This window comes from Cupriavidus sp. 291-E7 (assembly GCF_057798835.1).
In genome coordinates, this window is sequence record NZ_JBYOJV010000002.1 from 362181 (window position 1) to 376720 (window position 14540).

Sequence of the window (14540 nt, forward strand, 5' to 3'; positions counted from 1 at the left end):
TGCGAAAACGCCGCGACCGTAAGGACGGCTGTCATCCTCTGATGGCGTCCTGGAGGAAACCGTAGATGAATGACATCAATCCCGCCTTTGTCATGCCCGACGTGCAATCGAGCGTCGATACCCGCCAGATCGTGATCCAGCGCGTAGGTGTGAAAGGCGTGCGATATCCGCTGACACTGAAGACGCCGTCGGGCGATGTCGGTACCGTCGGCACGTTCAACATGGACGTACGCTTGCCGGCCGACCAGAAGGGCACGCACATGTCGCGCTTCGTGGCACTGCTCGAAGACCATCGCGCGCCGCTGGACCTGGCCGGATTCCGCGCGTTGCTGGACGACATGCTCGTGCGCCTGGAGGCCGATGCCGGCCGCATCGAGGTCACATTCCCGTACTTCGTCAACAAGACCGCGCCGGTGTCCGGCGTGCAGTCGCTGCTCGACTACGAAGTGACGCTGACCGGCGAAAAGCGCGACGGCCACACGCGGCTGTTCCTGACGGCGCTGGTACCGGTGACCAGCCTGTGCCCGTGCTCGAAGAAGATTTCGCAGTACGGCGCGCACAACCAGCGATCGCACATCACGATGCAGGTGGAACTGGCTGGCGACCTGGACGTGGAAACGCTGGTGCGCATGGCCGAGGAAGAGGCGTCGTGCGAACTGTGGGGTTTGCTCAAGCGTCCCGACGAGAAGTTCGTGACCGAGCGCGCCTACGAGAATCCGAAGTTCGTGGAAGACTTGGTGCGCGACATCGCGATGCGACTCAATGCGGACGAGCGGATCGTGGCGTACACACTGGAAGCCGAGAACTTCGAATCGATCCACAATCACAGCGCGTATGCGGTGATCGAGCACGACAAGCGCGTTCAGTAACGGGCGGTTCTTGCCCCCTCTGCCGTTGTGCGGAAGAGGGGGCAGCCACGAGGTAGCCGCATCAAACCAGCGTCACGGCCGGCACACCTGCCGCCACCTCCACCACCTGGACACTCGCCGTCGCCGGCTGCGCCGGTGCCACGCCGTCCACCAGAGGCTTGAGCCTGTGGAAACTGCAGCTCAGCTTTGACGCCGTCAGCGTCACCACCGCGTAACCCTGCGCGTCGGTATTCACATACTTGAGCCACGGATTGAAGGCCGTCAGCGTGCTGTTGAACGTGTTCACCATCGCACCGCTGCCGTCGGTCGTATAGACCAGCGCCTTCGCATCGGCAAATGCCGGATCGCTGTCCACCACGCTCTTGAAATAGCTCTGGAACGAATTGCTCGACAGGCCGGCGGTGACCAGGTCAACCATCACCGGCACGGGCGTCGTTGCATCGTAGTCGTCCATCACCGGGCCGGCGAAGAAGGCGTGGATATCTCCCGTCAGTGCCACCACGTTGCCGATGTTCTGCGCCTTCAGGTAGCTCATCATCGCCTTGCGCTCGGCGTTGTAGCCATCCCACTGGTCGGCGTTGAGAATGAACTTGTCGATCAGCATTTCGGGCGGCAGCGCGGCGGTCAGGGCGGCTACGATGCCGTCGATCTGCGCGCCCGGCACGGACAGCCCGCCCAGGTAGTTGCGCAGCGAGGTGAAGGCCGGCGCGTTGTAGGTGCCGGTGGTCTTCGCGACGGTCAGGTCCGAGGCGATGGCGAGCACGAGATCGGGCTTGAGCGCGGCAAGCGCCGGGACTGCCGCGATGACACCGTCGGCCCGCAGCGATGCCACCGCTGCCGCGCCATCGATCTGCATGCGCAGCAGCGACACTTCGTTACCCCAGAGCTTCCACGTGGTCGTGGCGCCGAGCATCTGCTGCTGCCACCAGCCGCGCTGTTTATCGCCGAGGATCGACACCGGCGTCAGCGCACCGGCCGCGCCGGTCATCTTCAGCGCCTCGGTGTTGGCGAGCGTGGCCTTCGGCACGAAGTAGCGGCTGCCGATCTCACCTCCGGCAGCCTGTTCCGGAATCACGTGGTCGGCACGGTACAGCCGCTCATCGGTCATGACGAGCGTGGCCAGGTTGCCAAACGTGAACGAGCGATAGATCTGAATGTTCTGGAACGACGCATCGGCCTGATCGAAGCTGACATCGGCCGGCATGAATTCGAACCATGCCTGATTTGCGGCGCGGCGGCGTGCGGTGCGTGGACTGGCATCGTCGGTGGCCGTATAGGTCTGATGGTCCTGCCAGCAGTCGTCCGAGAATTCGTGGTCGTCCCAGATGCCGATCACCGGAAAGCGCGCGTGCAATGCCTGCAGGCGCGGGTCACTGCGGTACGACTTGTAGAGGTAGCGATAGTCGTCGATCGTGGTCGCATACGTACCGTCGGCGGTGGCCGTGCCGTTGGGTAACGTCAGCTTTGCGTGGCGGCTCTCCACCTTGCCGGTCTGGAACGCGGCGCCCACGGTCTCATAGATGTAGTCGCCCATATGGACCACGAAGTCGAGATCCTCTTTGACGAGTTCTTCCATGCCGGCCCAGTGATTGACGCTCCAGTCCTGGCAGGTGATGAACGCGAACTTCAGTTGCGATAGCGGTGTGCCAACGGCCGGCGCGGTCTTGGTGCGGCCCACCGGGCTGGTCTGGCCGCCGACGATGAAGCGGTAGTAGTAGGTGGTGCTGGCGGCGAGGCCGGTCACCTTGTTGCGCAGCGTGTAATCCCAGTCCGGCAACGCGGACAGCGTGCTGTTGACGATCAGCGTGCTGAAGTCCGCTTGCGTCGACACCTGCAACTGCACGTTGGCGGGCTTGCCGCCGTTGTTGCCGGTGACGCGCGTCCAGAGCATGACGCTGTCGGGTTTCGGATCGCCGGAGGCTACGCCCTGCTGAAACGTGAATGTGTTGCCGGGGTCGGTGGCGGGCGTGGTGGGGGTGGTGGATGGGTTGTCATCGCCACCGCAGCCGGCCAGGCCGGTGGTGGCCACCGTCACGGTGACGAAACTTCCCCATTTCAGAAACTGGCGGCGATCCATCTGGCGTTCCCTCTCTTTGTGAGATGTGATGTGGAGAACGCAAATTGTTCGGCGACCGTGTGACCGCCTTGTGTCGGGATGCCGCCCCGATTAGAGCTTTCCTACGAAGCCCGAGCATCCGCCGCGTCGGGCAGGCGGATGTCGGAAAGGTCCCAGCGCGGCGTGACACCGTAGTCGTAGCCGTGGCGCGCCAGTTGGGGAGCGGCCTGCAATCGCATGGCCCCGGCAAAGGCGATCATCGCGCCGTTGTCGGTACAAAACGCCAGATCGGGGTAGAACACGTCCACCTTGCGCCGCTTGCCCATCTCGTTGAGCCGTTCGCGCAACTGCCGGTTGGCGCCAACGCCGCCGGCCACCACCAGGCGTTTGTGGCCGGTCTGCTTCAGGGCGTTGAACGACTTGGCAGCCAGCACGTCGACGATGGCATCGACAAATGATCGCGCCAGGTTGGCACGGTCCTGTTCGCAGGCGTTGCCGAGTTTGCGCGTCTGCGTCAGCACGGCCGTCTTGAGTCCTGCGAACGAGAAATCTAGATTGCCCGAATGGAGCATCGGGCGCGGCAGATCGAATGCGCCGGGATTGCCGAATTCGGCCAGCCGCGACACCTCGGGGCCGCCCGGATAACCCAGGCCCAGCAGCTTGGCGGTCTTGTCGAACGCCTCGCCGGCGGCGTCGTCCAGCGTCTCACCCAGCAGCGTGTAGTCGCCAATGCCTTTGACTTCCATCAGCTGGGTGTGGCCGCCCGACACAAGCAGCGCCACGAATGGGAACGGCGGCGGGGCATCGGTCAACAGCGGCGAGAGCAAGTGGCCTTCCAGGTGGTGCACGCCTACCATCGGCACGTTCAGCGCGAATCCCAGGGCGTTGGCCACCGATGCGCCCACCAGCAGCGCGCCGGCCAGGCCGGGGCCTTGCGTGTAGGCGATGGCGTCGATGTCGTCGCGCGTGCGTCCGGCTTCCGTCAGCACCTGCTGCAGCAGCGGCAGCACGCGGCGGATGTGGTCGCGCGAGGCCAGCTCGGGCACCACGCCGCCATATTCGCGGTGCATGGCGATCTGGGAATGCAGCGCATGCGCAAGCAGACCGGCCCCGGTGTCATAAAGGGCCAGCCCGGTTTCGTCGCAGGAGGATTCGATACCGAGGACAAGCATGGGAATTCTGGTGCGGCCGGTCGGGTTCGGACTGCAACTGCAGTGATCTTGCCGGCAAAAACGGAAGGCCAGCAGGGTAGCACACCCTGACCCGGCGCGCTCAGGCGCCCGCCATTCGCTACAATCGCGGCTTCTTGAAAGGGTGACATGACACAAGGCAGGAAAGACCGGTTCGACGTGGCGGTGCTGGGCGCGGGAGCGGCCGGCATGATGTGTGCCGCCGTGGCCGGCCAGCGCGGCGCGCGCGTGGTGTTGATCGACCATGCCACGCGGCTGGCGGAAAAGATCCGCATCTCTGGCGGCGGCCGCTGCAATTTCACGAACCTGCAGGCCGGTCCGGCCAACTATCTGTCGTCGAACCCGCATTTCTGCCGCTCGGCGCTGGCCCGCTATACGCCGCAGGATTTCCTCGGCCTGCTGCGCCGCTATGACATCGGCTGGCATGAGAAACATCGCGGCCAACTGTTCTGCAATGACAGCGCGGAAGACATCATCAACCTGTTGCGCGCCGAATGTGACGCCGGGAGCGTGCACTGGCAAACCGGATGCACGATCGAAGAGATCCGCAAGGAAGGCGACGATTATCTGCTGCTGACCAACCAGGGCACGGTGCGCGCGGGTGCCGTGGTGGTGGCTACAGGTGGGTTGTCGATCCCGAAGATCGGCGCCACGGATTTTGGCTACCGCATTGCGCGCCAGTTCGGGCTCAAGGTCACGGAGACGCGGCCGGCCCTGGTGCCGCTGACCTTTGATGGCCAGTCCTGGCAGCCGTTTGTGCCGCTGGCCGGGGTGTCGATGGAGGTCGATATCGCCACGGGCAACGGCAAAACGGCCGGCGGATTCAAGGAAGACCTGCTCTGGACCCACCGTGGCCTGTCCGGTCCGGCCGTCCTGCAGATTTCCAGCTACTGGCATCCGGGCACGCCGATCGAGATCGACCTGTTCGATGGCGAGGATGCGGCAGCCTGGTTGATCGGCCACAAGAAAGGCAGTCGCAAGCACCTGAACAACCTGCTGGCCGAACGGCTGCCGTCGCGCCTGGCCGATGCCTGGTGTGCCGCCGCGGGGCTGCAGGGCGGGCAATCGGTGGCGGACATGCCGGACAAGGCGCTGCGCCAGCTGGGCGAATCGCTTAGCCGCTGGCGCCTGGTGCCGTCCGGCACCGAGGGGTACAAGAAGGCCGAGGTCACGCTTGGCGGGGTGGATACCCGTGCGCTGTCGTCCGCCACGATGATGGCCCGCGATGTGCCCGGCCTGTACTTCATTGGCGAAGTGGTGGACGTGACCGGCTGGCTGGGCGGGTACAACTTCCAGTGGGCCTGGGCGTCCGCGGTGGCCGCCGGTGAGGCGGTTGCGGAGGCTGCGCGCGGCGTTGTTGCGTAGGCGGCACGCCCGCCAGGGCCGGGGCCGCGCCATGTGCAGTGTCACAGGCCTTGCGCTACAATCGGCGCTCTCGCAAACGGCTGCTAAGCGCCGGCCCGCGATCTTGCTCTTCTTCCTTTCCTTTTTGGCCAAATGACCGCGATTCGCCTGAAAGAAAATGAACCGTTTGAGGTCGCCATGCGCCGCTTCAGGCGCACGATCGAGAAGAATGGCCTGATCACCGAACTGCGCGCACGCGAGTTTTACGAGAAGCCGACCACGGAACGCAAGCGCAAGCGCGACGCCGCCGTCAAGCGCAACCACAAGCGCCTGCGCAGCCAGCTGCTGCCGAAGAAGCTGTACTGAACATCGCTTCGCATCAGCAAGAAACCCGCTACGGGCAAAGGCTCCGGCGGGTTTTTGCGTTATGGTCCCAGTAGCCTCATTTTTTGGAAGATAGCCATGTCCCTCAAAGCCCGCGTCAACGACGACATGAAGGCCGCCATGCGCGCCCGCGAAACCGACCGTCTCGGCACGATCCGCCTGCTGCTGGCCGCCATCAAGCAGCGCGAAGTGGACGAACGCGTGGAACTGGACGATGCCGCTGTGACCGCCGTGATCGACAAGATGATCAAGCAGCGCAAGGACTCGATCAGCCAGTTCGAACAGGCCGGCCGCGACGACCTGGTGGCCAAGGAAAAGGCGGAAGTCGATGTGCTGGTGGCTTACATGCCCGCGCAGCTTTCCGACGCCGAAGTGGCTGCCGAGGTGCAGAAGGCCGTGGCGGAAGCCGGCGCCACCGGCCCGCAGGACATGGGCAAGGTCATGGGCCTGGTCAAGGCGCGCCTGGCTGGCCGTGCCGACATGACCGCCGTGTCCGGTCTGGTCAAGGCCGCGCTGGCACCGAAATAATTGACAGTTGCATCAGATATAAGCACGATTAGCAGTCGTGATGCGTGAAATTGCTGCCCGGTTGACGGGACTTGGCAGTGGATGTCGGCAAAGTCCGGCAGCGCGTTGCGGCTGCACTACAATGATTCGATAGCTGCCGGGCGACGTTCCGGTCACACATTCCAGAAAAGTGGCCGCCGGCCTGTCCGGCAGGCCTTGGCATCAGGACGGTCAGTCGGGTGATTCCGCAATCCTTCATTCAGGACCTGCTTAACCGCGTGGACATTGTCGACGTGGTGGGTAAGTACGTGCAGCTGAAGAAGGGCGGCGCCAACTTCATGGGGCTTTGCCCGTTCCATAACGAGAAGTCGCCGTCGTTCACGGTGTCGCCGACCAAGCAGTTCTACCACTGCTTCGGTTGCGGGGCGCATGGGTCGGCCATCGGCTTCCTGATGGAGTACTCGGGCCAGTCCTACCCCGATGCCGTGCGTGAACTCGCGCAATCGGTCGGTCTTTCCGTCCCCGAGGAACGCAACAGCCTGCCGCCTGCCCAGCGCGCGGAGCAACAGGCGAGGTCCGTGGCGCTCAGTGACGCCATGACGCGCGCCACCGATTTCTACAAGAAGCAGCTGCGCGGGGCGCCCCAGGCCATCCAGTACCTGAAGGGGCGTGGCCTGACCGGCGAGATTGCCGCCCAGTTCGGACTTGGCTACGCGCCTGACGACTGGCAGGGCCTGGAGACCGTGTTCGGCAACTACCGCGACGATGCGATTGCCGGGCCGCTGGTCGAGAACGGGCTGTTGATCGAATCGCAGGACAAGCGCGACGCCGATGGCAAGCCGCGCCGGTATGACCGATTCCGTGACCGGATCATGTTCCCGATCCGCAATACCAAGGGCAACGTGATCGGTTTCGGCGGCCGCGTGATGGGCCAGGGCGAGCCAAAATACCTGAACTCCCCCGAAACGCCGCTCTTCAGCAAGGGAACGGAGCTTTACGGTCTGTTCGAAGCACGCCACGCCATCCGCGAGAATGGCTACGTGCTGGTGGTGGAAGGCTATATGGACGTCGTGGCGCTGGCCCAGCTGGGCTTTGCCAACGCGGTGGCCACGCTCGGAACGGCCTGCACGGCGATTCACGTCCAGAAGCTGTTGCGCCAGACCGACGCCGTGGTCTTCTCGTTCGATGGCGATGCCGCCGGCCGCCGCGCGGCCCGACGGGCGTTGGAAGCCTGCCTGCCCCACGTGGCCGACAACAAGACCATCCGTTTCCTGTTCCTGCCTGCCGAGCACGACCCGGACAGCTACGTGCGGGAAGAGGGCACCGACGCCTTTGCGCGCCAGGTGCAGAACGCCATGCCGCTGTCGCGCTTCCTGCTTCAGATCGTCACGGAAGAACAGGACATGCGCCAGCCGGAAGGCCGCGCCCGCGCCCAGTTCGAAGCCAAGCCGCTGCTCCAGGCCATGCCGGCCGGCGGTCTGCGGCTACAGATTGTGCGCGAACTTGCCGATGCTACCGGTACGACGCCGGCCGAGATCGAGGCGGTTTGCGGTCTGGGCAGTGATTCGTCGCGTGTTGGCCGTTTTTCGCAACCGCGTCCGCGCGCCAGGCGCCAGGCACCCACGGGGCTGGAGCAGCAGGTGATCCAGCTCCTGATGAGCTACCCGACGCTGGCGGCCCGGCTGGACGACGACGCGCGCGCGTTGCTGCTCGATCCCCAGCGCCCCGAGACCGAGGTTCTGGCGCACCTTGTGGCGGCCTGCGACGGTATTCAGGGAACGACGAATTTTGCGGCCTTCAATGAGCAGCTGGCGCAGACGCCCTATGCCGATGTCTATGCCAGTGCGCGGGCCGCGGTGCTGAAGGAAGATATGGAAGAGGCGCTTGCGACACTTGAATTCGACGGCGCCATACACAAACTGCTGGCTGACCCGCTACAGCGTGAACTGGAAATGTTATTGGCGGCCATCGCGGCTGGCACCGCCAATGAGGACGACAAGGCGCGTTACCGCTGGCTGATGCCTGAGGTTCAGCGCCGGCGCCAGATGGGCTGGCGGCCCGTCACGGCGGAAGACGAGTAAGCGCCACGCGGAACATTACAACAAGCGCAGCAGACAAGATTTTCGGCTTGAGCCGTTGCACATGTGATCCCAACTGATGGAAGAATTCGGGGTCTAATCGCTTAAGCCTTGATTTTTCAGGTGAAAACCACACCTGACAGGAAGCCGGGGATTGGTGACGTGCTACAATTCCCGGTTTGGATTGCGAAATCTCTCTCCAGTACTGGCGAAAGTGAGCGTGCCAATGGCAAAGGCCAAAGCAACCGAAAGGGTAGCCGAGAAGGCTCCCTCCAAAGCTCCCCAATCAGGGAGCGGCAAGGCGTCCGTGAAAACAACGGCGGCGAAGACATCGACCGCGTCAGTCAGGACGACATCAGCCCGGTCTGCGCCAGCAAAGTCCGTGCGAAGCGCGTCAGCGCCCGCCGGATCCACTTCCGCCAGGAATCGCACATCCGAAAATACCAAGCCCTCGACTTCGGCACGCGAGAGCGGCAGCAGCGCCAATACAAGCGGCAGTAATGCCGCTGCACCAGTGAAAGGCAAGAGTATCACCGTGGCGAAACAGCAGAATACCGAAGTCGAGAGCAAGCGTGCGGCAACTACAGCCGGCACCCGGAGCAGCAGCGCCCGAGCAGACGCTACTGCAGCCGCGCCGAAGGCCCGTGCCGCGACTCCCGCATCCGTTGCATCCGAGCGGTCCGCCGCTCCGGCCGTCAAGCCGGAGCCGAAAAAGCGTGGCCGCAAGCCCAAGGCTGAGATGCAGCAAGAAGACAGCACCATCGAACACGTGACTGAAGAGTACGAAAACGACGCGCCCGCAACCCCGGCTGCGGCACCCAAGACCGAGAAGCAGAAGGCCAAGGATCGCAAGGCCAAGGAAAAGGCGCTGCTCAAGGAGTTCGCCTCGTCCAACCAGGCCGGTAGCGAGGAAGAACTCGAGATTCGCCGCCAGAAGCTCAAGGCGCTGATCAAGCTGGGTAAGTCGCGTGGCTACCTGACCTATGCGGAAATCAACGATCACCTGCCGGACGACATGGTCGATTCGGAAACGATCGACACGCTGGTCGCCACGCTGAACGACATCGGTATTGCCGTCTACGAGCAGGCGCCGGACGCCGAGACGCTGCTGCTCAACGACAACGCTCCGTCGGCCACCAGCGAGGAAGAGGCTGAAGAAGAAGCCGAAGCCGCGCTGTCCACCGTCGATTCCGAATTCGGCCGCACCACCGACCCGGTCCGCATGTACATGCGCGAAATGGGTACAGTGGAACTGCTGACGCGCGAAGGCGAAATCGAAATCGCCAAGCGTATCGAGGCCGGTCTGAAGGACATGGTCATGGCCATTTCGGCCTGCCCGGTCACGATTTCGGAAATCCTGGCCAGCGCCGAGCGCGTGGCCAACGAAGAGATCAAGATCGACGAATTCGTCGACGGCCTGATCGATCCGAACGCCGAGGAAGTCCAGGACAACTCGCCGGCCCAGGCCGCATCCGCCGATGACGAAGACGAAGAGTCGGACGAAGACGGCGACGAGGAAGGCGACGAGGAAGATGACGATGAAAACGGCGGTGGCGCCGGTGCATCGGCTCGCCAGCTCGAAGAGCTGAAGGTTGCCGCGCTGGAGAAATTCCGCATCATCGCCGAGCAGTTCGACAAGATGCGCCGTGCCTTCGAGAAGGAAGGCTACAAGTCGAAGCCGTACGTGAAGGCCCAGGAAGCGATCCAGGCCGAGCTGATGGGCATTCGCTTCACCGCGCGTAACGTCGAGCGCCTGTGCGACACGCTGCGTGGCCAGGTGGACGAAGTGCGCAAGCTCGAACGCGCCATCCTGAACATCGTGGTCGACAAGTGCGGCATGCCGCGCGCCGACTTCGTGGCTCGCTTCCCGGGCAACGAAACGAATCTGGACTGGATCCAGACCATCGTGGCCGACAACAAGCCGTACAGCACGATCGTCGAGCGTAACGTACCGGCCGTGCACGAGCTGCAGCAGAAGCTGATCGACCTGCAGGCCCGCGTGGTGCTGCCGCTGAAGGAGCTGAAGGACGTCAATCGCAAGATGTCCGAAGGTGAGAAGCGCGCCCGCGAAGCCAAGCGTGAAATGACCGAGGCCAACCTGCGTCTGGTGATCTCGATCGCGAAGAAGTACACGAACCGTGGCCTGCAGTTCCTGGACCTGATCCAGGAAGGCAACATCGGCCTGATGAAGGCGGTGGACAAGTTCGAATACCGTCGCGGCTACAAGTTCTCCACGTACGCCACGTGGTGGATTCGTCAGGCCATTACGCGTTCGATCGCCGACCAGGCTCGCACGATCCGTATTCCGGTCCACATGATCGAAACGATCAACAAGATGAACCGGATCTCGCGCCAGATCCTGCAGGAAACCGGCAATGAGCCGGATCCGGCAACGCTGGCCGAGAAGATGGAAATGCCCGAGGACAAGATCCGCAAGATCATGAAGATCGCGAAGGAACCGATCTCCATGGAAACGCCGATCGGTGACGACGACGATTCGCATCTGGGCGACTTCATCGAGGACACGAACACGCTGGCCCCGGCCGAAGCGGCGCTGCATGGTTCCATGCGCGACGTGGTGAAGGACGTGCTCGACAGCCTGACGCCGCGCGAAGCCAAGGTGCTGCGCATGCGTTTCGGTATCGAAATGAGCACGGACCACACGCTGGAAGAAGTGGGCAAGCAGTTCGACGTCACGCGCGAGCGTATCCGTCAGATCGAGGCCAAGGCACTGCGCAAGCTGCGCCACCCGAGCCGCTCCGATAAGCTGAAGAGCTTCCTGGAAGGCAGCTAAGCATCACGCCTTCTAAGGGCCTCTAGCTCATGCCTGGTTAGAGCAGCGGACTCATAATCCGTTGGTGCCGTGTTCGACTCACGGGAGGCCCACCATTGAAATGAAAGGGGTTACGGTTTTGCCGTAACCCCTTTTTTCGTCACTGTGCCCCGTCCTGAATGAGGTTGACACTTTTCCCCCAGAGGTGGGGCGATGGGTTCTGAGCACGCCGTCGCGCGTCCTGTTTTGTCGAGAGTCAAAACGGCGATGGCTAAAATATTGCGCACATCTGATAACAAAAACATTCAGTCATAACCAAACGTTTCCTATATCTGTCGCTTGGTTTCTCTGGAAGGCTTTCCATTCCGCCCGCCCTGACGCACCTATTGAACGCGGTGCTGTGCTGCTGAAATGAGCGGCGCACTGGAAGCAGAGTCAATCAATCTGGAGAGACAGGAATGCTGGAACAAGAGCAAGGCATCAGCGAATACCTCTTTGCCACTATCGACGCGCGAACCGAGCGGGGCGGACGTGTTTCCCACGTGCCAAGCACCGAGATCGACGGCAAACGCATCGCCCTGGTCGGCGATACGGTGAGCTATGACGATGGCAGCGACGCGCGCATTATCTATGGCGCGGGATTCGGTATGACGTGGCGCGATAAACCAGGGGCGCGGGTCAGACGTCACCTGGACAACGGCGACTTAATCATATCGACCCGGCAGCACGACTACGGCGTCAAGGTACGGAAAGGCGAGTCCGTGCCGGGGCTGTTTGATTCCGCCTGGAGGTTGCACCGCGAAGTCGTGGAAAAGAGGAAGGAAGGTAGCGATGCCTAAGGCTGCGGTCTGCAACGGCGATCCGACCACCACGCGCGGGGTCATCATCGCCCATTCCTCAACGATATTCGATGAGAACAGGCGCGTTGCTTTGCACGGTGACTACGCGACGTGCGGTAACTGCAAAGGCTCCTATCAGATTTACGGCAGCGGTGAGGGTATGTCAGAGCTGGGCCGTAAGGTGGTCGTCGAAGGTGACCTGGTGATGTGCCCGTGCCAGAAGAACCGCGTCCTCCGGGGCAGCAATCCGGGGATATTCCTGCAATCCAGCAGCGGCACTTCCACGGCAAGCAGCGCGACACCGGAACAAGCGCCCCATACCTTGGCTGCAGCGCAAAGGTATGACCAACAGGTACAACTCGTCGACGAGGCCACCGGCAAGCCATTGGCTCGCACACGGTATCGGCTCACCGGCGACGCTGGGACATTCGACGGCCGCACGGACAATAACGGCATGACCGATCGGGTGGCGAGCGATAGCCCGGGCACAATGACACTTGAAATCTTTGGGGAGGGCGTCTGATGCAGCCGATCAAGACGGTAAAGGTTCGGCTCACTCCGGTCGAGGACCGGGCCCCGGTCAAGGTGTATCTGCTGAGGCCGCGCGGCACGCTGTATTGGGGCGGGGCGGGTTTGGACGGAGGCTATGTGCAGCCGCAATTGGCCGCATTCAAACGCGCAGGAATACAGCACAGCTTTGCGGGCCTGACCAATTCGGCCGCTGCCTCACTATCGGACAAGCTAAAACCCGCAGGAACGATCATTGACGCTATCCGGTCTGGCCTAGTCCTTCGGTATCGAGACAATGACGAATGGACCATTACCAGTGGCATGACAGGGGAGGCACCGCAATTCAATCTGGTGGGCTACAGCTACGGCTCACTGCTTGCGGCTCAGACGGCCTGGTACTACGCACAGATGGGTCATGTTATTGACCACCTCGTGCTGATCGGGTCGCCCATCTCGGACACGTTCCTTTCTGAGCTGCGCACACACGGGAATATCCGCAAACTTGTTGTGATTGACCTGGCGGAACACCACGATCCGATCTATGCGGGAATGCCGTGGGTGGAATTGGCCGCAAATGCAGCGCTGCTGGGCAAACAGATGTTGGCTGGAAAAGGGGAGGGCCACTTCTACTACGCGCACGTAGTACCTGATAGCCCGCGGCGTTGGGCAGCGCTGGCCGACAGACTGGCGACGGAAGGGTTGCGATGAAATGGAAACCGCGCCCCACTTTGGCCGGTATCGTGCGCTGGCTGAGTTGGCTGCTGGCGATCGACGGCCTGCTCTACCTGCTCGTGACCATCGCTACACCCGTCAAGGCCGACGACCTCTATACTGGCTCGCCGGTCGTCTATCTGGCCTTGGCTGCTGGTGTGGCACTCCTTCTGCTTGGCGCGGCCTTGATGCTGGTTCTATGGGCTTTCATCGAGGGGGACACTCGCCGATGGCGTTCGTTGGGCCTCTGTGCGGCAGGCCTCCTTGGCTGGCTGGTGTGCTACGTCCTAGTGGGTGCATGGATCGACTGGCAGATACATGGATGAGCGGCGGGCAACTAAGACCCGCGGGAACGGCGAACACGAAACCAGCCTCATCCGCGCCGCCCGCTTTTTCGTCAGCTTCGCCCGGCCCGCCGCCGCGCCGTTACTGCCAGCGCGGCCCAGTCCTTCTGCCCGTCCCCGTGCGCAATCGCTTCGATATGCGCGTCGCGCAGGGTGCTGGCCAGTGTCATTGGCACATTTGCCTGTTCTCCCGCCTCCAATGCCAGGCGCACATCCTTGCCGCCCAGCGCCAGCTTGAAGCCGGCTGGCTCGAAGCGATTTTCCGCGATGGCACCGCCGTAGATCTTGTAGACCGGCGCGGCGAACACGGTGGAGGTCACCAGATCCAGGAATGTGGCGGGATCGACGTCGTAGCCTTGCGCCAGCGCCGCGCCCTCGCTCATCGCGCCGATTGCCGCGCCGATCATGAAGTTCACGCCGAGCTTCACCGCGTTGGCCTGTTCCGGCTTCGCGCCAAAGATCCAGGTCTTCTGGCCCAATACGTCGAACAGCGGCTGGACCGTAACCAATGCTTTTGCATCGCCAGCGGCGAGGATGTTCAGCTGGCCGGCCTCTGCCACGTTGACGCGCCCCAGTACCGGTGCCGCGATGTAGGCGATGCCGCGTGCCTCGTGCACGGCGGCCAGTTCGCGGGCCAGCGCGACCGAAACGGTGCCCATGTTGATGTGAATCGCGCCGGCGGCGAGCGCATCGAGTACCTGGCCGCCGATGACGGTGTCGCGCGTGGCGGTGTCATCAGCCAGCATCGTGATCAGCACGTCGGCGCCTTGCGCGGCTTCGCTGGGAGTCGCGGCGCCGTGGGCGCCGAGTTCGACCAGTCGAGCGACTGGCGACGGCGACCGGTTCCAGGCACGTACCGGATGGCCGGCCTTGATCAGGTTTGCGGCCATCGGCAGTCCCATCGTGCCGAGTCCGAGAAAAGCGATTTGCATGAC

Annotated in this window: 14 protein-coding genes and 1 tRNA gene; 11 read left to right on the forward strand and 4 right to left on the reverse strand. The window is 63.0% G+C overall.

The annotated features are described in order from the left end of the window. Positions 1-65 precede the first annotated feature (65 nt). Positions 66-869: a GTP cyclohydrolase FolE2 gene (gene folE2 / locus AC3FLX_RS04590; protein WP_488694269.1), complete on the forward strand. Its 804-nt coding sequence runs from the start codon at positions 66-68 to the stop codon at positions 867-869. Between the two features lie 61 nt (positions 870-930). Here folE2 and AC3FLX_RS04595 read toward each other — a convergent pair whose 3' ends face one another. Both AC3FLX_RS04595 and tsaD read right to left on the reverse strand, forming a co-directional pair. After that, entirely contained in the window at positions 931-2946 is a 2016-nt protein-coding gene (locus AC3FLX_RS04595; RefSeq protein WP_488694271.1) for an alkaline phosphatase D family protein, read from the reverse strand. Positions 2947-3047: 101 nt separating this feature from the next. Further along, complete coding sequence (tsaD, locus tag AC3FLX_RS04600; RefSeq protein ID WP_488694273.1) at positions 3048-4097, reverse strand: tRNA (adenosine(37)-N6)-threonylcarbamoyltransferase complex transferase subunit TsaD; 1050 nt, start codon at positions 4095-4097, stop codon at positions 3048-3050. A 147-nt stretch (positions 4098-4244) separates the two neighbouring features. Between tsaD and AC3FLX_RS04605 the strand changes: the two genes are divergently transcribed. The 4 genes from AC3FLX_RS04605 to dnaG all read left to right on the forward strand — a co-directional run bounded on the left by AC3FLX_RS04605 (position 4245) and on the right by dnaG (position 8431). After that, positions 4245-5480 (forward strand): BaiN/RdsA family NAD(P)/FAD-dependent oxidoreductase, encoded by a 1236-nt coding sequence (locus AC3FLX_RS04605; RefSeq protein WP_488694274.1) that lies wholly within the window; start codon positions 4245-4247, stop codon positions 5478-5480. A gap of 132 nt (positions 5481-5612) precedes the next feature. Then, positions 5613-5825 carry a 30S ribosomal protein S21 gene (gene rpsU / locus AC3FLX_RS04610; protein ID WP_488694276.1) on the forward strand — a complete coding sequence of 71 codons (213 nt, stop codon included), beginning with the start codon at positions 5613-5615 and terminating at the stop codon, positions 5823-5825. Between the two features lie 96 nt (positions 5826-5921). After that, a complete protein-coding gene (locus tag AC3FLX_RS04615) occupies positions 5922-6371 on the forward strand; it encodes a GatB/YqeY domain-containing protein (protein WP_488694278.1) in 450 nt (149 codons plus the stop codon). 218 nt (positions 6372-6589) lie between these two features. Beyond that, positions 6590-8431 carry a DNA primase gene (gene dnaG / locus AC3FLX_RS04620; protein ID WP_488694280.1) on the forward strand — a complete coding sequence of 614 codons (1842 nt, stop codon included), beginning with the start codon at positions 6590-6592 and terminating at the stop codon, positions 8429-8431. 162 nt (positions 8432-8593) lie between these two features. Here the strand turns inward: dnaG and AC3FLX_RS04625 are convergent, their stop codons facing one another. Next, the gene (locus AC3FLX_RS04625; protein WP_488694282.1) at positions 8594-8953 is read right to left on the reverse strand and encodes a hypothetical protein; all 360 of its coding nucleotides are present in this window, start codon (positions 8951-8953) and stop codon (positions 8594-8596) included. On the opposite strand from AC3FLX_RS04625, the gene rpoD reads away from it, so the two are divergent. The 6 genes from rpoD to AC3FLX_RS04655 all read left to right on the forward strand — a co-directional run bounded on the left by rpoD (position 8943) and on the right by AC3FLX_RS04655 (position 13587). Beyond that, complete coding sequence (gene rpoD, locus AC3FLX_RS04630) at positions 8943-11222, forward strand: RNA polymerase sigma factor RpoD (RefSeq protein ID WP_488694284.1); 2280 nt, start codon at positions 8943-8945, stop codon at positions 11220-11222. The two genes, AC3FLX_RS04625 and rpoD, sit on opposite strands and share 11 nt — an antisense overlap. Before the next feature lie 16 nt (positions 11223-11238). Continuing rightward, a tRNA-Ile gene (locus tag AC3FLX_RS04635) sits at positions 11239-11317 on the forward strand. A 342-nt stretch (positions 11318-11659) separates the two neighbouring features. Further along, a complete protein-coding gene (locus AC3FLX_RS04640; RefSeq protein WP_488694286.1) occupies positions 11660-12040 on the forward strand; it encodes a PAAR domain-containing protein in 381 nt (126 codons plus the stop codon). Further along, the gene (locus tag AC3FLX_RS04645; RefSeq protein ID WP_488694288.1) at positions 12033-12563 is read left to right on the forward strand and encodes a PAAR domain-containing protein; all 531 of its coding nucleotides are present in this window, start codon (positions 12033-12035) and stop codon (positions 12561-12563) included. The genes AC3FLX_RS04640 and AC3FLX_RS04645 overlap by 8 nt, the downstream gene beginning before the upstream one ends. After that, positions 12563-13258: a hypothetical protein gene (locus AC3FLX_RS04650; protein WP_488694290.1), complete on the forward strand. Its 696-nt coding sequence runs from the start codon at positions 12563-12565 to the stop codon at positions 13256-13258. Before AC3FLX_RS04645 ends, AC3FLX_RS04650 begins: the two co-directional genes overlap by 1 nt. Continuing rightward, a complete protein-coding gene (locus tag AC3FLX_RS04655) occupies positions 13255-13587 on the forward strand; it encodes a hypothetical protein (protein WP_488694292.1) in 333 nt (110 codons plus the stop codon). Before AC3FLX_RS04650 ends, AC3FLX_RS04655 begins: the two co-directional genes overlap by 4 nt. Before the next feature lie 71 nt (positions 13588-13658). Here AC3FLX_RS04655 and AC3FLX_RS04660 read toward each other — a convergent pair whose 3' ends face one another. Further along, positions 13659-14537 carry an NAD(P)-dependent oxidoreductase gene (locus tag AC3FLX_RS04660; protein WP_488694294.1) on the reverse strand — a complete coding sequence of 293 codons (879 nt, stop codon included), beginning with the start codon at positions 14535-14537 and terminating at the stop codon, positions 13659-13661. Positions 14538-14540 lie beyond the last annotated feature (3 nt).

Bases quoted from the DNA above. Each gene is read 5' to 3' on its own strand.
- AC3FLX_RS04595 (WP_488694271.1), bottom strand. From the start codon at position 2,946: ATGGATCGCCGCCAGTTTCTGAAATGGGGAAGTTTCGTCACCGTGACG.
- AC3FLX_RS04645 (WP_488694288.1), top strand. From the start codon at position 12,033: ATGCCTAAGGCTGCGGTCTGCAACGGCGATCCGACCACCACGCGCGGG.
- AC3FLX_RS04660 (WP_488694294.1), bottom strand. From the start codon at position 14,537: ATGCAAATCGCTTTTCTCGGACTCGGCACGATGGGACTGCCGATGGCC.
- AC3FLX_RS04655 (WP_488694292.1), top strand. From the start codon at position 13,255: ATGAAATGGAAACCGCGCCCCACTTTGGCCGGTATCGTGCGCTGGCTG.
- AC3FLX_RS04605 (WP_488694274.1), top strand. From the start codon at position 4,245: ATGACACAAGGCAGGAAAGACCGGTTCGACGTGGCGGTGCTGGGCGCG.
- AC3FLX_RS04640 (WP_488694286.1), top strand. From the start codon at position 11,660: ATGCTGGAACAAGAGCAAGGCATCAGCGAATACCTCTTTGCCACTATC.
- AC3FLX_RS04650 (WP_488694290.1), top strand. From the start codon at position 12,563: ATGCAGCCGATCAAGACGGTAAAGGTTCGGCTCACTCCGGTCGAGGAC.
- tsaD (WP_488694273.1), bottom strand. From the start codon at position 4,097: ATGCTTGTCCTCGGTATCGAATCCTCCTGCGACGAAACCGGGCTGGCC.
- folE2 (WP_488694269.1), top strand. From the start codon at position 66: ATGAATGACATCAATCCCGCCTTTGTCATGCCCGACGTGCAATCGAGC.
- AC3FLX_RS04615 (WP_488694278.1), top strand. From the start codon at position 5,922: ATGTCCCTCAAAGCCCGCGTCAACGACGACATGAAGGCCGCCATGCGC.
- rpsU (WP_488694276.1), top strand. From the start codon at position 5,613: ATGACCGCGATTCGCCTGAAAGAAAATGAACCGTTTGAGGTCGCCATG.